17 protein-coding genes and 1 tRNA gene are annotated in these 16981 nt (G+C 67.7%); 7 read left to right on the forward strand and 11 right to left on the reverse strand.

Annotated features, from left to right (window positions below):
- Positions 1-18 precede the first annotated feature (18 nt).
- From JYA75_RS21090 to JYA75_RS21105, 4 genes are read right to left on the reverse strand one after another with little or no spacing between them, the layout of a single operon-like run.
- Positions 19-906, reverse strand: coding sequence for an XdhC family protein (locus JYA75_RS21090; RefSeq protein WP_006946618.1), 888 nt, complete (start codon positions 904-906; stop codon positions 19-21).
- 28 nt (positions 907-934) lie between these two features.
- Positions 935-3331, reverse strand: a complete 2397-nt coding sequence (locus JYA75_RS21095; protein WP_203329295.1) for an aerobic carbon-monoxide dehydrogenase large subunit — start codon at positions 3329-3331, stop codon at positions 935-937.
- On the reverse strand, positions 3328-3807 hold the full coding sequence (locus JYA75_RS21100; protein ID WP_006946620.1) for a (2Fe-2S)-binding protein: 480 nt from the start codon (positions 3805-3807) through the stop codon (positions 3328-3330). The genes JYA75_RS21095 and JYA75_RS21100 overlap by 4 nt, the downstream gene beginning before the upstream one ends.
- A 4-nt stretch (positions 3808-3811) precedes the next feature.
- Positions 3812-4693, reverse strand: coding sequence for a xanthine dehydrogenase family protein subunit M (locus JYA75_RS21105; protein ID WP_006946623.1), 882 nt, complete (start codon positions 4691-4693; stop codon positions 3812-3814).
- A gap of 120 nt (positions 4694-4813) precedes the next feature.
- On the opposite strand from JYA75_RS21105, the gene JYA75_RS21110 reads away from it, so the two are divergent.
- The 6 genes from JYA75_RS21110 to JYA75_RS21130 all read left to right on the forward strand — a co-directional run bounded on the left by JYA75_RS21110 (position 4814) and on the right by JYA75_RS21130 (position 7425).
- Positions 4814-5536, forward strand: coding sequence for a dienelactone hydrolase family protein (locus tag JYA75_RS21110; RefSeq protein ID WP_185712687.1), 723 nt, complete (start codon positions 4814-4816; stop codon positions 5534-5536).
- A gap of 35 nt (positions 5537-5571) precedes the next feature.
- Positions 5572-5648 (forward strand) — tRNA-Arg (locus tag JYA75_RS21115).
- 164 nt (positions 5649-5812) lie between these two features.
- Positions 5813-5938, forward strand: coding sequence for a hypothetical protein (locus tag JYA75_RS29140; RefSeq protein ID WP_275408340.1), 126 nt, complete (start codon positions 5813-5815; stop codon positions 5936-5938).
- Positions 5935-6105 carry a hypothetical protein gene (locus tag JYA75_RS21120; protein ID WP_203329296.1) on the forward strand — a complete coding sequence of 57 codons (171 nt, stop codon included), beginning with the start codon at positions 5935-5937 and terminating at the stop codon, positions 6103-6105. Before JYA75_RS29140 ends, JYA75_RS21120 begins: the two co-directional genes overlap by 4 nt.
- Positions 6106-6526: 421 nt before the next feature.
- Positions 6527-6691, forward strand: a complete 165-nt coding sequence (locus JYA75_RS21125) for a hypothetical protein (protein ID WP_203329297.1) — start codon at positions 6527-6529, stop codon at positions 6689-6691.
- Positions 6692-7011: 320 nt separating this feature from the next.
- On the forward strand, positions 7012-7425 hold the full coding sequence (locus JYA75_RS21130) for a hypothetical protein (protein ID WP_203329298.1): 414 nt from the start codon (positions 7012-7014) through the stop codon (positions 7423-7425).
- 110 nt (positions 7426-7535) lie between these two features.
- On the opposite strand, the gene JYA75_RS21135 is transcribed toward JYA75_RS21130, so the two are convergent.
- Positions 7536-7970: a hypothetical protein gene (locus JYA75_RS21135; RefSeq protein ID WP_203329299.1), complete on the reverse strand. Its 435-nt coding sequence runs from the start codon at positions 7968-7970 to the stop codon at positions 7536-7538.
- A 51-nt stretch (positions 7971-8021) separates the two neighbouring features.
- Between JYA75_RS21135 and JYA75_RS21140 the strand changes: the two genes are divergently transcribed.
- Positions 8022-8576, forward strand: coding sequence for a sce7726 family protein (locus JYA75_RS21140; RefSeq protein ID WP_203329300.1), 555 nt, complete (start codon positions 8022-8024; stop codon positions 8574-8576).
- Here the strand turns inward: JYA75_RS21140 and JYA75_RS21145 are convergent.
- The 6 genes from JYA75_RS21145 to JYA75_RS21170 all read right to left on the reverse strand — a co-directional run bounded on the left by JYA75_RS21145 (position 8542) and on the right by JYA75_RS21170 (position 16978).
- Positions 8542-9675 (reverse strand): beta family protein, encoded by a 1134-nt coding sequence (locus tag JYA75_RS21145; RefSeq protein ID WP_203329301.1) that lies wholly within the window; start codon positions 9673-9675, stop codon positions 8542-8544. The two genes, JYA75_RS21140 and JYA75_RS21145, sit on opposite strands and share 35 nt — an antisense overlap.
- 105 nt (positions 9676-9780) lie before the next feature.
- Positions 9781-10206 carry a hypothetical protein gene (locus JYA75_RS21150; protein WP_203329302.1) on the reverse strand — a complete coding sequence of 142 codons (426 nt, stop codon included), beginning with the start codon at positions 10204-10206 and terminating at the stop codon, positions 9781-9783.
- Between the two features lie 502 nt (positions 10207-10708).
- Positions 10709-10861 carry a hypothetical protein gene (locus JYA75_RS21155; RefSeq protein ID WP_203329303.1) on the reverse strand — a complete coding sequence of 51 codons (153 nt, stop codon included), beginning with the start codon at positions 10859-10861 and terminating at the stop codon, positions 10709-10711.
- A gap of 191 nt (positions 10862-11052) precedes the next feature.
- Positions 11053-11793: a hypothetical protein gene (locus tag JYA75_RS21160; RefSeq protein ID WP_203329304.1), complete on the reverse strand. Its 741-nt coding sequence runs from the start codon at positions 11791-11793 to the stop codon at positions 11053-11055.
- Between the two features lie 26 nt (positions 11794-11819).
- The gene (locus JYA75_RS21165) at positions 11820-12101 is read right to left on the reverse strand and encodes a hypothetical protein (protein ID WP_203329305.1); all 282 of its coding nucleotides are present in this window, start codon (positions 12099-12101) and stop codon (positions 11820-11822) included.
- 35 nt (positions 12102-12136) lie between these two features.
- Entirely contained in the window at positions 12137-16978 is a 4842-nt protein-coding gene (locus JYA75_RS21170) for a phage tail tape measure protein (RefSeq protein ID WP_239010474.1), read from the reverse strand.
- Positions 16979-16981 lie beyond the last annotated feature (3 nt).

The following is a 16981-nucleotide window of genomic DNA, read 5'->3' on the forward strand; positions in this document are numbered from 1 at the left end:
CTCCCGGGGCCGGTCCCGTCACGAACACGCGGCGTGTTCCTTCTGGTAGGTGCGGCGGCAGCCCGGGCAGCAGAACCACACGTCCGTGCCGGCGTCGGTCAGGTGCGGGGTGTCGGCGGTGACGGTGACGGTCATCCCGCACACGGGGTCCACCGCGGTGTGCGGCGGCGCGGCCGGCGCGACGGGCGCACCGAGGCTCTCGCGGCGGATCGCCTGCACCAGTTCGGCGACGATCGACAGCCCGATCTCCGCGGCGGTGCGCGCACCGATGTCGAGACCCGCGGGGGTGTGCACGCGGGCCCGTTCGTCGGGGCGCACCTCGGCCTGCGCGAGCACGTCGGCGCCGCGCCGCCGGCTGGCGACGAGGCCGACGTAGCCGATGCCGGCGTCGAGGGCGGCCCGGATCATCCCGGCCTCCTCGCCGCCGAGGCTCGCGACGACGACGGCGGTGGCGTCGGCGTCGGGGGCGGCGCCCGGGCCGGGGCGGGTGACGGCGAAGTCGAGCCGCGCGGCGATGTCCGCGACGGCCTCGGCCACCGGCGTCGACCCGGAGACGACGAGGATCGGGGTGGGCAGTTGCGGCTCGAGGAAGATCTCCGTCGCGCCGCCGGACAGGCACGGGTTGACCGCGACGGTCGCCCCCGGAGTGTCCGGGAAGGTCTGCGTCGCGCCGGGCAGGACCCGCAGCAGGATGCTCTCCCCCGTGTTCAGGGCCTGCCGCGCGGCGTCGCGCACCGAGGTCTCGGTGCACTGGCCGCCGACGAAGCCCTCGATCGTGCCGTCGTCGAGCACCAGCGCGCAGTCGCCGGCGCGGGCGGACGTCGGCCGCTGGGCGCGCACCACCGTGGCGCGGACGAACGCCCGTCGCCGGCGGGTCAGTTCCGCGGCGCGCACCGTCAGATCCATGTGGCTCTCCCTGGTTCGGGCCGGTCGGTCAGATCGGCGGGGTGGGCCGGCCCTGCATCGCCTCCCACACCCGCGACGGGGTCAGCGGCATGTCGGCATGCCGCACCCCGAAGGGGCGCAGCGCGTCGACGACGGCGTTGACCACCGCGGGCGGCGAGCCGACGGTCGCAGACTCGCCGATGCCCTTCGCGCCGATCGGGTGGTGCGGCGACGGGGTGACGGTGAAGCCGGTCTCGAAGTGGGGCACCTCCATCGCCGTGGGGATCAGGTAGTCCATGAGCGAGCCGCCGAGGCAGTTACCGTCCTCGTCGAACTCGATCATCTCCATCAGTGCCATGCCGATGCCGTCGACGATCCCGCCGTGCACCTGCCCCTCGATGATCATCGGGTTGATGCGGGTGCCGCAGTCGTCGACGGCGAGGAACCGGCGCACCGTCACCTCCGCCGTCCCGGGATCGATGTCGACGACGCAGAAGTACGCCCCGTACGGGTAGGTGAGATTCTCGGGGTTGTAGCAGATCTGCGCCTCGAGTCCGCCCTCGACGCCCTCGGGCAGATCGCCGGCGCCGTGCGCCCGCATCGCGATGTCCTGAATGGTCACCGACGCGGTCGGATCGCCCTTGACGTGGAAGGCGCCCTTGACCCAGTCGAGGTCCGCGACGGACACCTCGAGCATGCCGGAGGCGATGATCCGGGCCTTGTCGCGCACCTTGCGGGCGACGAGGGCGGCGGCCGCGCCGGAGACCGGGGTGGACCGGCTGCCGTACGTGCCGAGACCGAACGGGGTGTTGTCGGTGTCACCGTGCACGACGTCGATGTCCTCGGGTGGGATGCCCAGTTCCTCGGCGACGATCTGCGCGAACGTGGTCTCGTGGCCCTGCCCCTGGGTCTGTACCGACAGTCGCACCACCGCCTTGCCGGTGGGGTGCACGCGCAGTTCGCAGCCGTCGGCCATGCCGAGGCCGAGGATGTCCATGTCCTTGCGGGGGCCGGCGCCGACGGCCTCGGTGAAGAACGCCACGCCGATGCCCATCAGCTCGCCACGCGCGCGGCGTTCGGCCTGCTCGCGGCGCAGTTCGTCGTAGCCGACCATCTCCACGGCCTTGCGCAGGGTGGTGTCGTAGTCGCCGGAGTCGTATTTCCAACCGGTCTTGCTCGTGTACGGGAACTGTTCGGGGCGAAGCAGATTCCGTAGCCGCAGCTGCACCGGATCCAGCTCGAGGTCGTAGGCGAGGCAGTCCACGAGCCGCTCGACGAGGTAGACGGCCTCGGTGATGCGGAACGAGCACGCGTAGGCCACGCCGCCGGGCGCCTTGTTGGTGTAGACGGCGGTCATGTGACAGTAGGCGGCCTCGATGTCGTAGCTGCCGGTGAACACCCCGAAGAACCCGGCCGGGTACTTCACCGGGGCGGCGGTGCCGTTGAACGCGCCGTGGTCGGCGAGGACCTGGGTGCGGATCGCGAGGATCTTTCCCTCCCGGGTCGCGGCGATCTCGCCGACCATCACGTAGTCGCGCGCGAAGCCGGTGCTCACCAGGTTCTCGCTGCGGTCCTCCATCCACTTGACCGGCTTGCCGGTCACGAGCGAGGCGACGATCGCGCAGACGTACCCGGGATAGATGGGCACCTTGTTGCCGAACCCGCCGCCGATGTCCGGGGCGATCACCCGGATCTTGTGTTCGGGCAGACCGGCGACGAGGGCGTAGAGGGTGCGGTGGGCGTGCGGCGCCTGACTGGTCGACCAGAGCGTGAGCTTGCCGCTGATACGGTCGTAATCGGCCACGGCGCCACAGGTTTCCATGGGCGCCGGGTGCACGCGGGGATAGACCATCTCCTGCCGGGCGATCACGTCGGCCTTCGCGAACGCGGCCTCGGTGGCGGCGGCGTCCCCCGTTTCCCAGTCGAAGCAGTGATTGTCGGTCTTGCCCTCGAGGTCGGTGCGGATCACGGGCGCCTCGGGCGCGAGCGCGCGGCGGACGTCGACGACCGGGTCGAGGATGTCGTACTCGACGTCGATGAGCTCGAGGGCGTCGCGCGCCGAGTAGCGGTCGTCGGCGACGACGAAGGCGACCTCCTGGCCCTGGAAGCGGACCTTGTCGGTGGCGAGGACGGCCTGGACGTCGTTGGACAGGGTCGGCATCCATGCCAGGCCCTTGTCCGCGAGGTCGGCGCCGGTGACGACGGCCCTCACCTTCGGGTGGGCCTGCGCGGCGGTGGTGTCGATGCCGAGGATCTTCGCGTGGGCCACGGGTGAGCGCAGGATCGCCAGGTGCAGCATGCCCGGCAGCTGCACGTCGTCGACGAAGCGGCCGTGGCCGCGGATGAAACGCGGGTCCTCCTTGCGCAGCATGCGCCCGTGACCGCACGGCTTCTTGTCGTTGTCGACGGTGTCGAGCAGCTCGGGGGTGGGGTCGACGGCGGTCATGACGGCGCCTTCTCGGTGACGGGGTGCTCGGCGGCCCAGCGGATGGACCGCACGATGGTGGTGTAGCCGGTGCAGCGGCAGATCTGCCCGGAGATCGCCTCGCGGATGGTCTGCTCGTCGGGGTCCGGGTTGCGGTCGAGCAGGGCCCGGGCGGTGATCATCATGCCGGGGGTGCAGAAGCCGCACTGCAACCCGTGGCAGCGCATGAATCCCTCCTGCACGGGGTCGAGCACGCCGTCGCGCTCGAGTCCCTCGACCGTGCGCACGTCGTGGCCGCTCGCCATGACGGCGAGCATGGTGCACGACTTGACGGGCTCGCCGTCGACCGCGACGACGCAGGTGCCGCAATTGCTGGTATCGCAGCCCCAGTGCGTGCCGGTCAGGCCGAGGTGATCGCGCAGGAAGTGGACGAGCAGCAGCCGCGGTTCCACCTCGGCACTGACCTCGTCACCGTTGACGGTCATCGAAACACGCATCGGGTCAACCCCTTTCGGAGGTGGTGAGCCGCTCGACGGCGCGCCGCAGGGTGCGCACCGTGAGCTCCGCGGCGAGGTGGCGTTTGTAGTCGACGGTGCCGCGCTGGTCCGCGACCGGGTCGCTGGCGGCGGCGGCGAGTTCGCCGGCCTCGCGGTAGAGGTCCTCGGACGGTGTCGCGCCGCGCAGCCGGTCGGAGATGCCGGCCAAAGCCTGCGGGTCCGCCCGGAGCGCGGTGAGACCGACGCGGGCGTCGTCGATGGCCCCGTCGCCCATCCACACGGCGGCGCCGGCCGCGGCGATCGCCCAGTCCCCCGTTCGTCGCTCGACCTTGGCGTAGGCGCTCGACCCGCGGCCCCGTCGCGGCAGCCGGACCTCGACGAGCAGTTCGTTGGGGGCGGCGGTCGTCTCGTAGGGGCCGAGATGGAACTCGTCCATCGTCAGCGTCCGGCTGCCGTGCGGACCGCGCAGCACGACCGAGGCGTCGAGGACGTCGCACACGGTGGACAGGTCCTCGGCGGGGTCGGCCTGGCACAGCGACCCGCCGATCGTGCCGCGGTTGCGCACGACGGGATCGGCGATGACCCGTTCGGCGTCGCGGAAGATCGGGAAGATCTCGGCGAGCGCCTCGCTTTCGAGGAGTTCGCGGTGCCGCGCCAGCGCGCCGATCCGCACGACGTCGGGCTCGACGGCGATGTAGCCGAGCTCGCCGGCCAGGTCGTTGATGTCGATCAGGCATTCGGGGGCGGCGAGCCGCAGTTTCATCATCGGCAGGAGACTGTGCCCGCCCGCGACGACCCGGGCTTCCTCGCCGCGTTCGTCGAGGAGTGCGATGGCGTGATCGATGCCGGTGGCGCGCTCGTATTCGAAAGCCGAAGGTACTTGCATGTGGCATACCTCACATTTCAGCTACCTACGGAGTGTATGCCCGCGCTTGCGGCGCGACGGGCGGATTCGCCGCCCGATAGATTCGGACGCAATCACCCGGCCGGAAGGACGTCTGCCCGAATGAACGAGATCCGCACCTCCGTCGTCGCGGTCGGGCCGCTGCAGGGCTACCTCGCGGCGCCCCGGGACGGCAGCGGCGTGGGCATGGTGCTGCTGCCGATGATCACCGGAATCGGCGCGCAGGTGCGCGCGTACGCCGAGGACATCGCAGCCACCGGGATCACCGCGCTGGTGTGGGATCCGTTCCACGGCCCGAACGCCGACGACACCCCGAGGGAACGCCTCTACGAACTCATGAACGGCCTCGACGACGATGCCGCGCTCGCCGAGATCCGCCTGCTGACCGACCACCTGCTGGGCGAGCTCGGCGCCGAACGCGTCGGCATGCTCGGTTATTGCCTCGGCGGGCGCCTCGCGCTGCTCGCCGGCGCGCGCGACGAGCGGCTTGCGAACGTGATCGCCTACCATCCGTCGATCCCGGCCGTCCCGGCCGCGAACCACACTCACGACACCGTCGCCGACGCCGCGCGCATCGCCGCACCGGTGATGGTGCTGCACGCCGGCGCCGACACGATCATGACGGCCGACGTGTTCGCCGACCTGCAGCGGTCGCTGCTGTCCCGCACCTCGGGCGCGACGATCGTGCACGTCTACCCCGGCGCCGAACACGGCTTCAGCACCCGCGCCCGGCACGGCAACCCTGTCAACGCCGACGCGTACGCCCTGTCGTGGCCGCAGGCGCTGAACTTCATGGCGCAGACCCTCGCCGCGGGCCGCCGGTGAGGGCCGCCGCGGCGAACGGTTAAGATTCTGGCCGCGCCTCCGTAGCTCAGCTGGATAGAGCAAGAGCCTTCTAATCTCTAGGTCGCAGGTTCGAGTCCTGCCGGGGGCACCACAGAAACCGCAGATCAGCGGCGGTTTCCGCCACTTTATCAGCGGTGGTGTGCAATCTCCGGGCAATCGACCTGCCCGATCAGCCTTCCGTCACCAAGAAGAACGGCCCCGGTCGGTGCTCGCAACACCTTCCAGGGCCTCGGCCCACACGGAAGGCAAGTTCCGATGAACCGTCCTGCAATCCTACGGCGCGCAATGTTCGCGCTGTCCACCGTCCTCGGCTTCGGCCTGGTCTACGGCCTGCCCCTCGCGGTCCTCGATGCCGCGATCACCCTCGGATGGCACGCATGAGCGCCGCGACGACCCTCTCCGCCGGTCCCCTCGAGCGCGTCGAGCTCGTGCTCGACTTCCACCAGCACGGCCCGCAGCGGTGCGCAGCCGTCATCCTCGAGCCCGTCGACGGCTGCCCTGCACTCGAGTGCTGCATCCCCGTCGCCGAGCTCTACATCGCCGCCTGATACCCGGCTCGCTGCGTCGACCACGGTCCGGCGGACCCTGGTCGGCCCTGTGAGCCGGGATCGCGTGCTCGGGCCGCTCCGGTAGCCGAGACGCACCCTCCATCACAACGTCGCTTCTGCCGCCTCCGACGTGAACCGAGACGGTCCGGGATCCATCCCTAGTCCCCGCGAACGGCGCGGGGCACCCGACCGCACGGGAGTGCACACCTCCGGCCGGGTCCAGCACAGCCGCACGCTCATCAGGGCGTGGGGCTACTCGTGTTGGCCGAGACGGTATATCGGGGCATGGTTACCGGGCGACCTTGGGGGAGGGGACAACGACACCGGCACCCTTGGGTGCTCCTTACGGTCCAGTACAGCCGCCCGCAGGGCGTCCGCTACAGCATGGCACTCAGGTGCCCATACAACGAACAGGAAGTACATGAACACGCACGCGATCCGTCCGACCTTCACCGAGCTCGCTACGGAGGCCGACGGGTGGACAGTCGAGCAACTCACCGAGCTCGGCATCACGGCTACCGATATCGCTCTCGCCGCCTGGGAGCTTGACCGTCCCGTCGACGAGCTCGTGAAGTTCACCGAGTAGCCGCAGGAACAGTGAACGGGCCCGGACCTCCCCAGGTACCGGGCCCCTTTGCTGTCTATGGAGTCCGCGCGACAGCACGGCCGGAACTGCGAAATCGCGTCGAACCCGAACGGTCTCGACCCGACCTATCTGGTTCGGGGCCGCTCCCTTGGCGGCGGAAGACTTGAACTATCCGTGAGTGGCAGGCCACCCGACAGCACCACTCACCCGGGGATCAGCGTCGCGCACCGTCGAGCAGACCGCGGCCGATCAGGGTGCAGTGAAGGCAAGAAGATGAGTCCCGCAAACGGTCGCGGGCCCCAGTTCGGCTACGGTCAGGCGTGCTCGAGTTCCTTCGGTCGAATGCCGGCATCTTCTGGCAGTACAGCTTGGCGGCTGCATTTCAACTCGTAGGCGTCCTGCTCATTGTGCGAGATGTGCGACGGTCACGACGAAACGACCAGCTGCTCGCGCGCAATCTCGAGGTGATCTGGAAGGTCTGGAACGACATACCTGAGGATTCCGGACCTCACTCACTTGAGGTTGCACGAGGCGATGAGCAGTGGGCCACGATGATCCGACCTTCCCTTGAGATCGACATGCGAGTCCGCAACGTGCGGCTTGCCCTCGAACAGGTCATAGGGCACGGCCACGCACAGAAGGAACCGAACAAGTGGCTGGCTCGGCTGGGGCCAATTGCACTCACACTCGGCATCGTGCTGGCATTCACGGCGAGCATGTTCGCAGTCAGATAGCGTCGCTGAAGAGCACCGCGCTCAAGAGCTCGTCCTCCAAGACGCCTGAGTCTCCGTTCCCGGATATGGCCGTGCTGACGTACCTGTTGTAGTCATGCGATCCCAGGCCGTCAGGCGGGTGCCTTCCGCTCGATCTCATCGGCACGCTCCAACGCTAGCTTGATCGCCTCTACAGCTCTATCGATCGACTCTGCCTTGCGGTGGTCCTTCGAGTCGTCCCCGGCTGCGATCACGGTTGAGTACGCGTTGATCACCGCGGTGACGTGCCCGCTCAGGACCTTGTCGGATAGCTGAGGTCGACGCTCCTGCAGCTCATCCAGGTGTGCCCTGAGCGCCACCTCCTGCAGGGCCCGGATAGTGCGGTTGCCCTGTCGGACCTCCGCCAGTGCGTCGCGCAACGCCTCCAGTGCTGGGCGCAACGTGGGAAGTTGCTTGGCGCGCCGGCGCCAGGCGACGTCCCTTCGGCCCAGGGTGGAGACGACGGCACCGTACGTGCCTGTTGTCGCTCCGACGATTGCAGTCGTGAGTGTCCAGTTCCAGCTCACGCAGCCTCCATGATGTCGGTTACCTCCGACCGTCTGTCGTATAGTCGCAGCATGCGGGATTCGGATATTCGCGGAGCCCTGCTCGACAGGCTGAGCAGCGAATTCCAGGGCGACCGGATCCGAAGCGAGATGGGACTCTGCCTCGGCGCCACCCGGGTCGACGTCGCAGTGATCAACGGCTCACTCCACGGCTATGAGATCAAGAGCGACCGCGACACTCTCGCCCGCTTGCCTGCTCAGGTCGAGATCTACAATCGCGTACTCGATTACTCCACGATCGTCTGCGGGACGAAGTACCTCGAGAAGATCAAGAGCATCGTTCCCGAATGGTGGGGAATCACCGAGGTGACAGGTCCCGACTCGAACCCCACCTTCGTGCATCACCGGGATCCCTGCAGGAACGCGTCCGTAGATCCCCTTTCCATCGCTCAACTGCTCTGGCGCGACGAAGCAGCAGAGTTGCTCGAATGCCGGGGAGAGCAGGTCAAACGCCGGGAGACACGCTGGAACCTCTGGGACCGACTCGCCGCTCTCCCTCTCGACGAACTCCAGAGCGCTGTGCGGGCCCAACTCAAGGCTCGCCAGCAGTGGACAGCTTCTCGATGACGAGGCTCAGGTGATGACTCGTCCCGATCGCTCGCCAAATCATGGCGTTACCCGGCTTCGCTTCATCCGGTAGGGGATCTACGTCGGCAAACCGTGCCTTCTCTTCGATCTGCTCGTCTCCCCACGACAGTCCTCGGGTGAACTCCGGGTGCGCGACAATCTCGCCACATATGTCTACGAATTGCGCACTTCCCCGACGGCTGGTCTTGCGGCCCTTCAGGATGAGCCAGTTGTCGCCAGCCGTGTACCGAATCTGGGGCGCGGGCGCGAACGCCACTCCGGTCGCTTGGACAGGGTAAGCAATTGCGTAGTCGCCGAACGACGGCACGCGCAACTTGTCACGGAGCCTGTCCCGTACCGCGCGCCACATCGTCAGCTCCCACCGTGGAATGTCGGTCAAGACCTCTGGAGGCACCGTATCGAGAGCGCTCGGGAACCCGCCCGCTGCGAGGGTGACGGATTTCCACCGGTCAAGGTCCGGCAGGTCCATGATGATCAGTCGAGCGATCCGGGCGGCGAACGATGCCGACTGTTCGTCTCGCAGCGACCCGAAGTCGATCACGACGTCTACGTCACCGGGTTCGACCTGGAGCCGGCGCAGAAGTCCCTCGATCATGATGTCAATCGGCTCGTCGCCATCGTCCAGGTCCTCGCCAGCGAGCCGCAGGCAGATGTCCCGGTAGTTGTACTTGGTCAGGGCGGCCGAGACGCCGTCGATGATGTCGGCAGGATCGGAGGGGCGAATTGTAGGGATGACCTGGTTCCCATCTTGAGCGAATGCCTCAACCACCTTCGCCATTGCGTTGTAGTTGGGAAGGTCCGGCAATCCGTGGGTGTCGACGATGCAGTCTCGTGACGTCGGCCAATAACGTCCCAGTCGATCGATGGACTTCGTGAGTGAAACCTCAAGCCCCTCTGCGGTTACCTCGCCGTCATCGTTCGTTTCGTCCCCGGTCGGCGCGATCTCGATCAGCGGGGTGTACGCGTCCTTCAGCTCGGGAGGCATCCTCCGTAGTGCATTGAACTCACCCAGACGCCCCTTCAGGATTGGGATGTAGTGACCCTGATTGCGCAATCCGATTCCCCGCCCTTCATCCATCGACCATCTCCCGCCCTCGAGCGGACTCTAGCGTGGACGATATGTCCTGATCACGCGATCTCCACGCAACGTCGCCGTTGCGGTCGTCGGCTCGGTGATCGAAAGCTATCGCGCATCGGTGGCATCGCGGTGCCGAGCTTTCATTTCGAGGAACGCGGTGCCCACCGTGAAGAGCGTCAGTTTCCAGGGTGACGCGCTGCCGTCTGCCTGCAACTCCTGGGATCCGAGCACTCCCCCGGCTCCGCGACCAACACTCTCGAGGGACTTCGCGAAACCGTCGTGTCGTCCTTCGATCAGCTGCATCTGCACGTCGTAGGTGAGCGCGCTCCACCATGTTTCTAGCCTGGTGCGTTCATGTTCGAGGAACTCGACAGCCTCGACGCGGAGCACGCCGTCCGTGAGTGCATCGTTCCAGGTGAGTAGCTCACGGCCGGCTGGGCCTTCCAGCGCAGCGGCGGGGTCGCTGAGCACGGCGACTCGGGCGTTTTCGGTTAGGAGGCTGAACCAAGCCAGGGCGTCGAAGTCTGTCACCTGCTCCACCATAGGCACGCGCGCCGACAGCCCCAGCCGATCCCCCTCCCCGGCATATGGAGGGGCCGAGACGTGAGGCTAGAAATCGCCGAGACTTCGTCCCGCATAGTGGGATACGGTCACAGGGTGCCGAGGGCATCGTGCCCCCGGCGGGAATCTTGAACCCTCCGCGCCATCGCGCGCCCTCCCCCGCGGTCGGGGAGAGGGCGCCTCGAGGTCCTGCCCCCCTGGGGTGGGGGTGGGGTGGTCACCTCACAGCGCCGCCGGCTCTTCGGTAGGGTTGTCTCGGTCACCGTCAACCCCCTGCACGGTGACCGAGACCCCGCCGGAGTTGCCCCCCAGCTCTCTCCGGCGGGGTTCCATCTCTCAGGGTGATCTCACTGAATTCTCAGCTGTAGGTGCGACGGTTGTCGCCGGCCGGTTTGTACTGTGCCTCGCAGGGGGCAGCACAGTTCGGACCGGCCGCTCATCGTCTGCCGCCCTTCATGACGTCGGCACAACTCTAGGTGCGCCGCTGCTCCTCCTGACGGGCCCGTGCCGCCTGGCGGAACAGGGGCTTGATGACGTCGAGCTGGGCGACGGTCGGCGGCTTGCGTCTCGAGAGGGTTTCTTCGAGCCATGCTTCTGTCTCGGGCGTGAACTGACGTCTCTTCATCGGGCGCCTACCTTCGTCGTCCGGGAGCAGCGGTCGCACCGAGTGTCCCCCCGTCGGGTGGCGAGTTCCAGTCCTGCGGTATCGCTGTGCCTGTCGACGGTGACCCACTGGTGTTCTCCACAATTGGCTGCGCCCGCCCCGGACGGTGAAGGATCCGGGGCGGGCGCAGGCTCTCGCAGTAGCGCGTGCCGTCAGGCGTCGACGCCGGCCGAGACGCTGGGTGCGGTGTCGGTGTCGGTGTCGATCGCCGCGTAGATGTCGTACTGGCTGAGCTGGGCGGTGATCGCGGCGGAGAGGGCGTCGCCGCGCTCGAGCTTTGTGGAAACTTCGCGGTGAGCGGAGACGTCGTGGTCGACTCGCCCGGCGAGGCGGATCGCTTCGCCGTGTTCGGGAGTGAGCTCGGCCAGACGGGCGGTGATGGTCAGCTCCAGGTGGCTGAGGTCGATCTCCGCACGGACGGCGAGGGGCCGGCCGTCGACGTCGTAGCGCACGTGGGTGCTGTCCAGTCCCGACGCCGTGCCGGTCTTGGTGCGCAGGTAGGCGGACGCGAAGCGTTCAGCGCCGAGGACTGCGTCGACGTCGGCGTGGGCCAGGGCTTCGCGCAGGCTACGGCCCTGCTCGAGGTGCGGCAGGACCGCATTGCGCCATGCCTGTTCGGTGCGGATGAGGTCGGCCGGCGAGTTGAGATCGGGACGCGGGCGCACGGCGGCAGCTTCGGTCTTGATGCGCTGGGCGGCCGCGGCGACGTCGGCGTCGATCTTCGCGGACCGGGCGGCGAACTCCGCCTTGATCTGTGCGCGCCGTTCAGCGGCGCGCTTGGCGTTGGCTTCGACGGTGTAGTCGGGGTCGTACCTGCCGGCCTTGCTGAGCTGATCCTGCATCTCGCTGGCCAGGCGCAGGCGGGTGGCGGTGAGGGCGTGGATTGCGTTCATGGTGGTGAGTTCCTTTCGGTAAGGGGTCAGAGGTTGGGCCAGCCGGCGCCGGCAGGTGGGGTGGGCCAGTCGTGGCCGACTGGAACCAGGGGCGGCAGCGGCTGGGGGTCGGCGCCGTCCGATGCGGGCGGGTACGGCCGGAGCGCCCGAGTCTCGGCGTCGATGAACCACCGACGGTCGCCGTAGATCGCCTGCCGGTCGTTGTCGAGGATGACGCCGTTCGGGGTGAGCACTCCGCCGCCGTGCGGGAAGACGTAGTTTCCGTCGTCGTCGTAGTGGCCGTTGCCGGGGTCTTGTGCGTCACGCATGGCCGTGTCCTTTCGTGCTTGTGGTGAGGTGGGGTTCAGCGGCCGAATCCGCCGGAGCGCTGCATCGCCAGCGACCGACGCCGCTGGTGACGCTCGAGGTTGCGGGTGACCTTGTCGGGGTCCATCCCGTAGTTGTTGATGGTGTCGTTGCTGCGGGGCTGGGCGGCGACGTTGCGGGTGACGTGCGCGAGGTCGCGGATCTCGGCGGCGAGGTCGCTGTTGAGGCTGGAGGTCGATGCGGCCCGGAGTGCGGCGAGCTCCCGCATGTCGCGGTCGTAGCGGCGCTTGTCCTCCGCTGTCTGAACCCACTCCGTTTCACCCGAGAGGTTCAGGCCGGCCATGCCGTGAGGCAGCGGGCCGCCGGCATCGCGAAGCACAGCCGGAACCCGGAGCGTGTCGACGAGTTCTTTGAACCAGTCATCGCGCGCCGAGCCGGGATTAACAATGTCCTCGTCAGCCTCGCGGGGATTCGTCATCGAAATAACCGACTGCTGCTGCTGCGCGATCATCGCCGGGATCCCGGTCGTGCCGATGCCCTGCAGCAGCGGACCACCGATATCGCCGGACCCGAACAGCAGCTTCGGCACGAACCCGACCGGCGAATCTTCGAGCCCGAACGTCTCGAGGATGCCGCCGGCGAACGTCTCCGCCAGTTCCAGACCGACCGCACCGATCGACTTCACACCCGAGCCCGAGCTGCTCTTACCCTTGCGGCCTTCGTCGCGAGCATTGAGCGCCTTCTGCAGATCGAGATCCGCGGCGAGCCGATCGTCGTCGGTCGACTTCGGATCCGCGTAGACCGCGTTCCGATCCTTCTCCGCTTCTTTCACGGCCTGCTCAAGCTCGACGATCCGAATCTGATCGTCGGTCATACGGCCCTGCAGAGCCGGAGCGGGCGGCGCGATCTCGTCGCGCTGCTCCTCCTGCTCCTCACGGAGCGCGTTGATCGCGGCCTGCAGCTTGTCGTCGGCTTCGTCGCGTTCGAACTGCGTCGCATCCGGGTCGGCGTAGACGTCGTCCCGATCCCATCGCGCTTCGTCGACAGAACGCTCGAGACTGCGCATCCGAAGCTCGTCGTCGGTCAGGTTCGACGTCAGCTCGGGAGCATCCGGAGAGACCGCGACGCCAGCTTCCGCGCCGCGCTTCTTCCCTTCGAGCTCACGAACCTTCGCCTCTGCCTGCTGAACCTTGTTCTCGGCCTGGTCCTTATCGGCCTGCGACTTCTTCGGATTGTTCAGGGCCGCGTCGCGATCCTCGATCGCTTGCTGAACAGCGATCCGAGCCGACTCGAGCTTAAGCTCGTCCTGCTCATCCCATGTGTCGCTACTGCGCGAGCGGCCGCCGCGCGAGGGACGCGCCGAAGAGCTCGACGGGTTAGGATCGCCGACCGGCTCAGATACTGCCCAGTGGACATGATTCCGATGCTCAGCCATCGTCCCCGCGCCATAGAACCCGATCCCGTCCCCGACGAATCCCTGCCCCTGCCCGATATTCCGGTCGAAAGGCTGGTGAATCAACTGCAGGGTGACGTGCGCGTAGTTGTCGGCGATCCACGCCGCCAACGACCGCATACCGGGAGTCGAATCGAACCCGTCAGAGAAGTCGGCTGCCATCCCCTTCGAGTGGTAGCCGTTGTCGGTGAATCGCAGTCCCGAAGTCATCTGCATACCCGGGAACCGAGCGCTCACAGCGGACTGCATGGATTCGACGATGCGGCCGCCGGTCTCGAAGCCTGGCAGCTTCGGGAACGTGCCCGCGTTGATCATCGCGAGCTCACGGTCGTACCGATCGGACATGGCGTCGTTGACGACCCACTCGCCGCCGTTGACCCGCGCCATCGGCAGACCGTTCGGGCCGATCGCGAAGATCCCGTCGGTGACCTCCGTACCGGGCCCGGTCGTCGGCAGCTTCCCGCCAACCGCGTTACCCGGCAGCAGCAGATCCTCGAGGCTGCGGTCGCGAACGTTGCCATTGGCGTCGACCGGCGGTCGCGAGACGGCCGGATTGTCGGGTACACCGGACCCGGTGATCGCGTCGACGTAGACACCGATCGTGCGTCCCTGATTGTCGCGGATGAACCTGTCGATCGCCTCGCGCGCGGCCTGGTCGTGAACGACGATCTCGGTCTCAGCCGTCGGCGGCCAGGCCAGGAAAATACTGGCCAGGGCCTCGGCAGCCTCCTTGCTGCCGAGCGCGTCGGCTGCCGTATCGACGAACTGCCGGCGAACCTCCGCTTGAGCAGCCTCAACAGCGGCCTGAACCTCTTCCTGCGACTTGCCCTGCTGTTCGGCGGACGTACGAGCCGCAGCGCCAGCTTCGTCCCACGCCGACGCGACACGCTTCATCGCGTCGTCGAGTCGGACGCCGGCGGTCGTCGACAGATCGATCTTGCCGTTTGCGTCGACCACTGCAGCGCCACCATTGGACACGGCGCTGGTAAAGCCGTCGAGCGCCATGGTGACGGCCTTCTGCGCCTCTTCCGCAGTGCGGTTCTCGTCGCGGAGTCTGCCGACAGCGTTCGTGAGCTGATCGACACCGTCAGCGGCGCCGACAGCCTTGTCTTCGATCTTCTCGATCGCCGACGTAACCTGACCGGCTGCGCTCTGCGACTCGAGGAACTCGCCGCGCATCTTGATCAGCTCGGCCGCCAGGTAGGCGGACTCGCCGCCGGCGTTCGTGAGCCGATTCGTGAACTCCGCGAACTCCGAACTGTTCCCGGCGACGATCGCGCCGAGCTCCTGCGACGAGAGCCCGGTCGCGTCCATCGCCGCGACGATCCGAGATCCGTCGTCGGAAAGCTGATCGGCAGTGCGGGTCGACTTCAGGGCGGCGCCGTCCATCGATCCGTCGAGCAGATCCCATCCGGCGGCCGCGGCCGCACCGAACTTGCCCCACATTCCGGGAGCGTCATCGGCGAGACGCTGCGACGTGTTGCGCAGCAGATCGACGCGCTCGGTCATCACGCCCGTAACGCCTTCGTCGACAACACCATTCGATGCGTCGAGAGCCTCGCGGAGCTTCGCGTTCGTGTCCGACACGGCCGTGCCGTACTCAGCCCACGCCCGTTCGGCATCCTTGACCCGCCGCGCAGCGGAGACGAGCTCGGTGATCGCCATACTCGCCGCGGCGAGACCGAGCATGAGCGGGCCACCGAGAGCGCCGACGACGCCACCGACAGCCGACTTCATACCGGACAGACCGGCCGCAGCGACGCCCGTGACCCGGCCACCGAACACGGCAGCCGCCGCGCCGGCATTGCGCATCGCGCCGACGAACCGACCGGACTCGGTAGACGCCTCGCGCTGACGCTGAGCGAACTCACCCGTCCGGGCCGTGACGCCGCGGTACGCATCGCCCATCCGGGCCACGGCCGGCGACCTGGCTTCCATCGTCGCCCACGCCGCGGCGACGTCGGAGATCTGCTCCTCGTTCTCCTCGAGGAGAGTGTTTACTTCGTCGAGCTGCCCTTCGAACGTGTTCGATTCGAGCTCCGGCGGATTCTGCTCCATCCGAGCTTCGGCCATTGCCAGACGGACAGAATCCATCTGCTCGGCGAAGTTCTTGAACGGCTCCGACGCGGAATCGACCCAGCCCGACACAGTGTCGTCGATGCCGAATCCCTTGACCGCAGCGAGCGCGCCGACAGCGACCTGCACAGAGGCAGGCATGTCCAGGAACGCCGAGCCGACGTCACCGAGCACGCCGACGACCGGCATGAGCGCCGAGCCGACGTCGCCCGCGACACCGATCACCGCAGACAGTCCGTCGACGATCGCCGGCGTCGCCTGCGTGATGAGCTCCGCGCCCTTCGACGCGAACGATTCGAGCGGCCCGTCGACAAGGTCGTAGACCGCGATCGCCAGACCCTCGGCAGAGTTCTGCACGGCCGACATGGCGCCGGGGAGACCCTGTGTCTTCGCGGCTGCGACCTCGGCGGCCGCGCCCTCCCGGTCGACAGCGTCGCGCATCGCGTCCCAGCCTTCGACGCCCTGCTCGGCCGCGACAGATGCGAGACGCATCGCGTCGGAGCCGAACAGGGTCGCCGTCGCGGCCTGGTACATCTCCGGCGTCATGTTCTCCGACGCCGTCTGAAGCTGTTCGAACAGCGAGCGGAAGCCGACGAACTTACCCGTTGCGTCGTAGACGCTCAGACCGAGATCTTCGATCGCACCCTGCGCCGGGTTCGACTGGTCGGTCAGCGACAGCAGCGTCGTCTTCAGCAGCGTGCCCGCATCCGATCCGGCGATGCCGGCGTTCGCGAGCAGACCGAGCCCGGCGACAGTGTCTTCGAGTGAGACACCGAAGCTGTTCGCGACCGATCCGGCCTGCTGCAGACCGAAGGCGATCTCCGTGATCTCGGCCGATGACGCGTTCGCGCCGTTGGCGAGCACATCCGCTGCGGTCGCCGCGTAGCTCGCGTCCAGGCCGAACGCCTGCAGCGCCTTCGACTGAATGGTCGCAGCGTCCGCGGCGCCGATCTGCGCTGCGGCGGCGAGCTGCAGGGTGCCGCGTGCCGCGGACATTGCCTGATCGACCGAGAACCCGCCCTTGGCGAGTTCGGTCATCGCCGCCGCAGCATCGGCCGCGGACGCGTCAGCGAGACTCGAATCGTTACCGAGTCCCTGCGCGGCCTCGCTGACGGCCTTCATCTGCTCGGCCGTCGCCTGAGACACGGCCTGCATGGTGTTGAGCTCGTTGGTGAAGCTGTTTCCGATATCGAGCACGGCCTGCGCCGCCGCGGTCGCGCCGACCGCGACGCCGAGCAATCCGCCGACCTTCGACGCGACGCCCATCGCGCCGCGCATCCCGGTCTCGAGCTGCGCAGGGAACTGTTTCAGGTCGGGTGCGACCTCGATATCGATCCGTCCACCAGCCATGAG

This window comes from Rhodococcus sp. PSBB066, from assembly GCF_017068255.1.
GTDB classification, from domain to species: domain Bacteria; phylum Actinomycetota; class Actinomycetes; order Mycobacteriales; family Mycobacteriaceae; genus Rhodococcus; species Rhodococcus aetherivorans.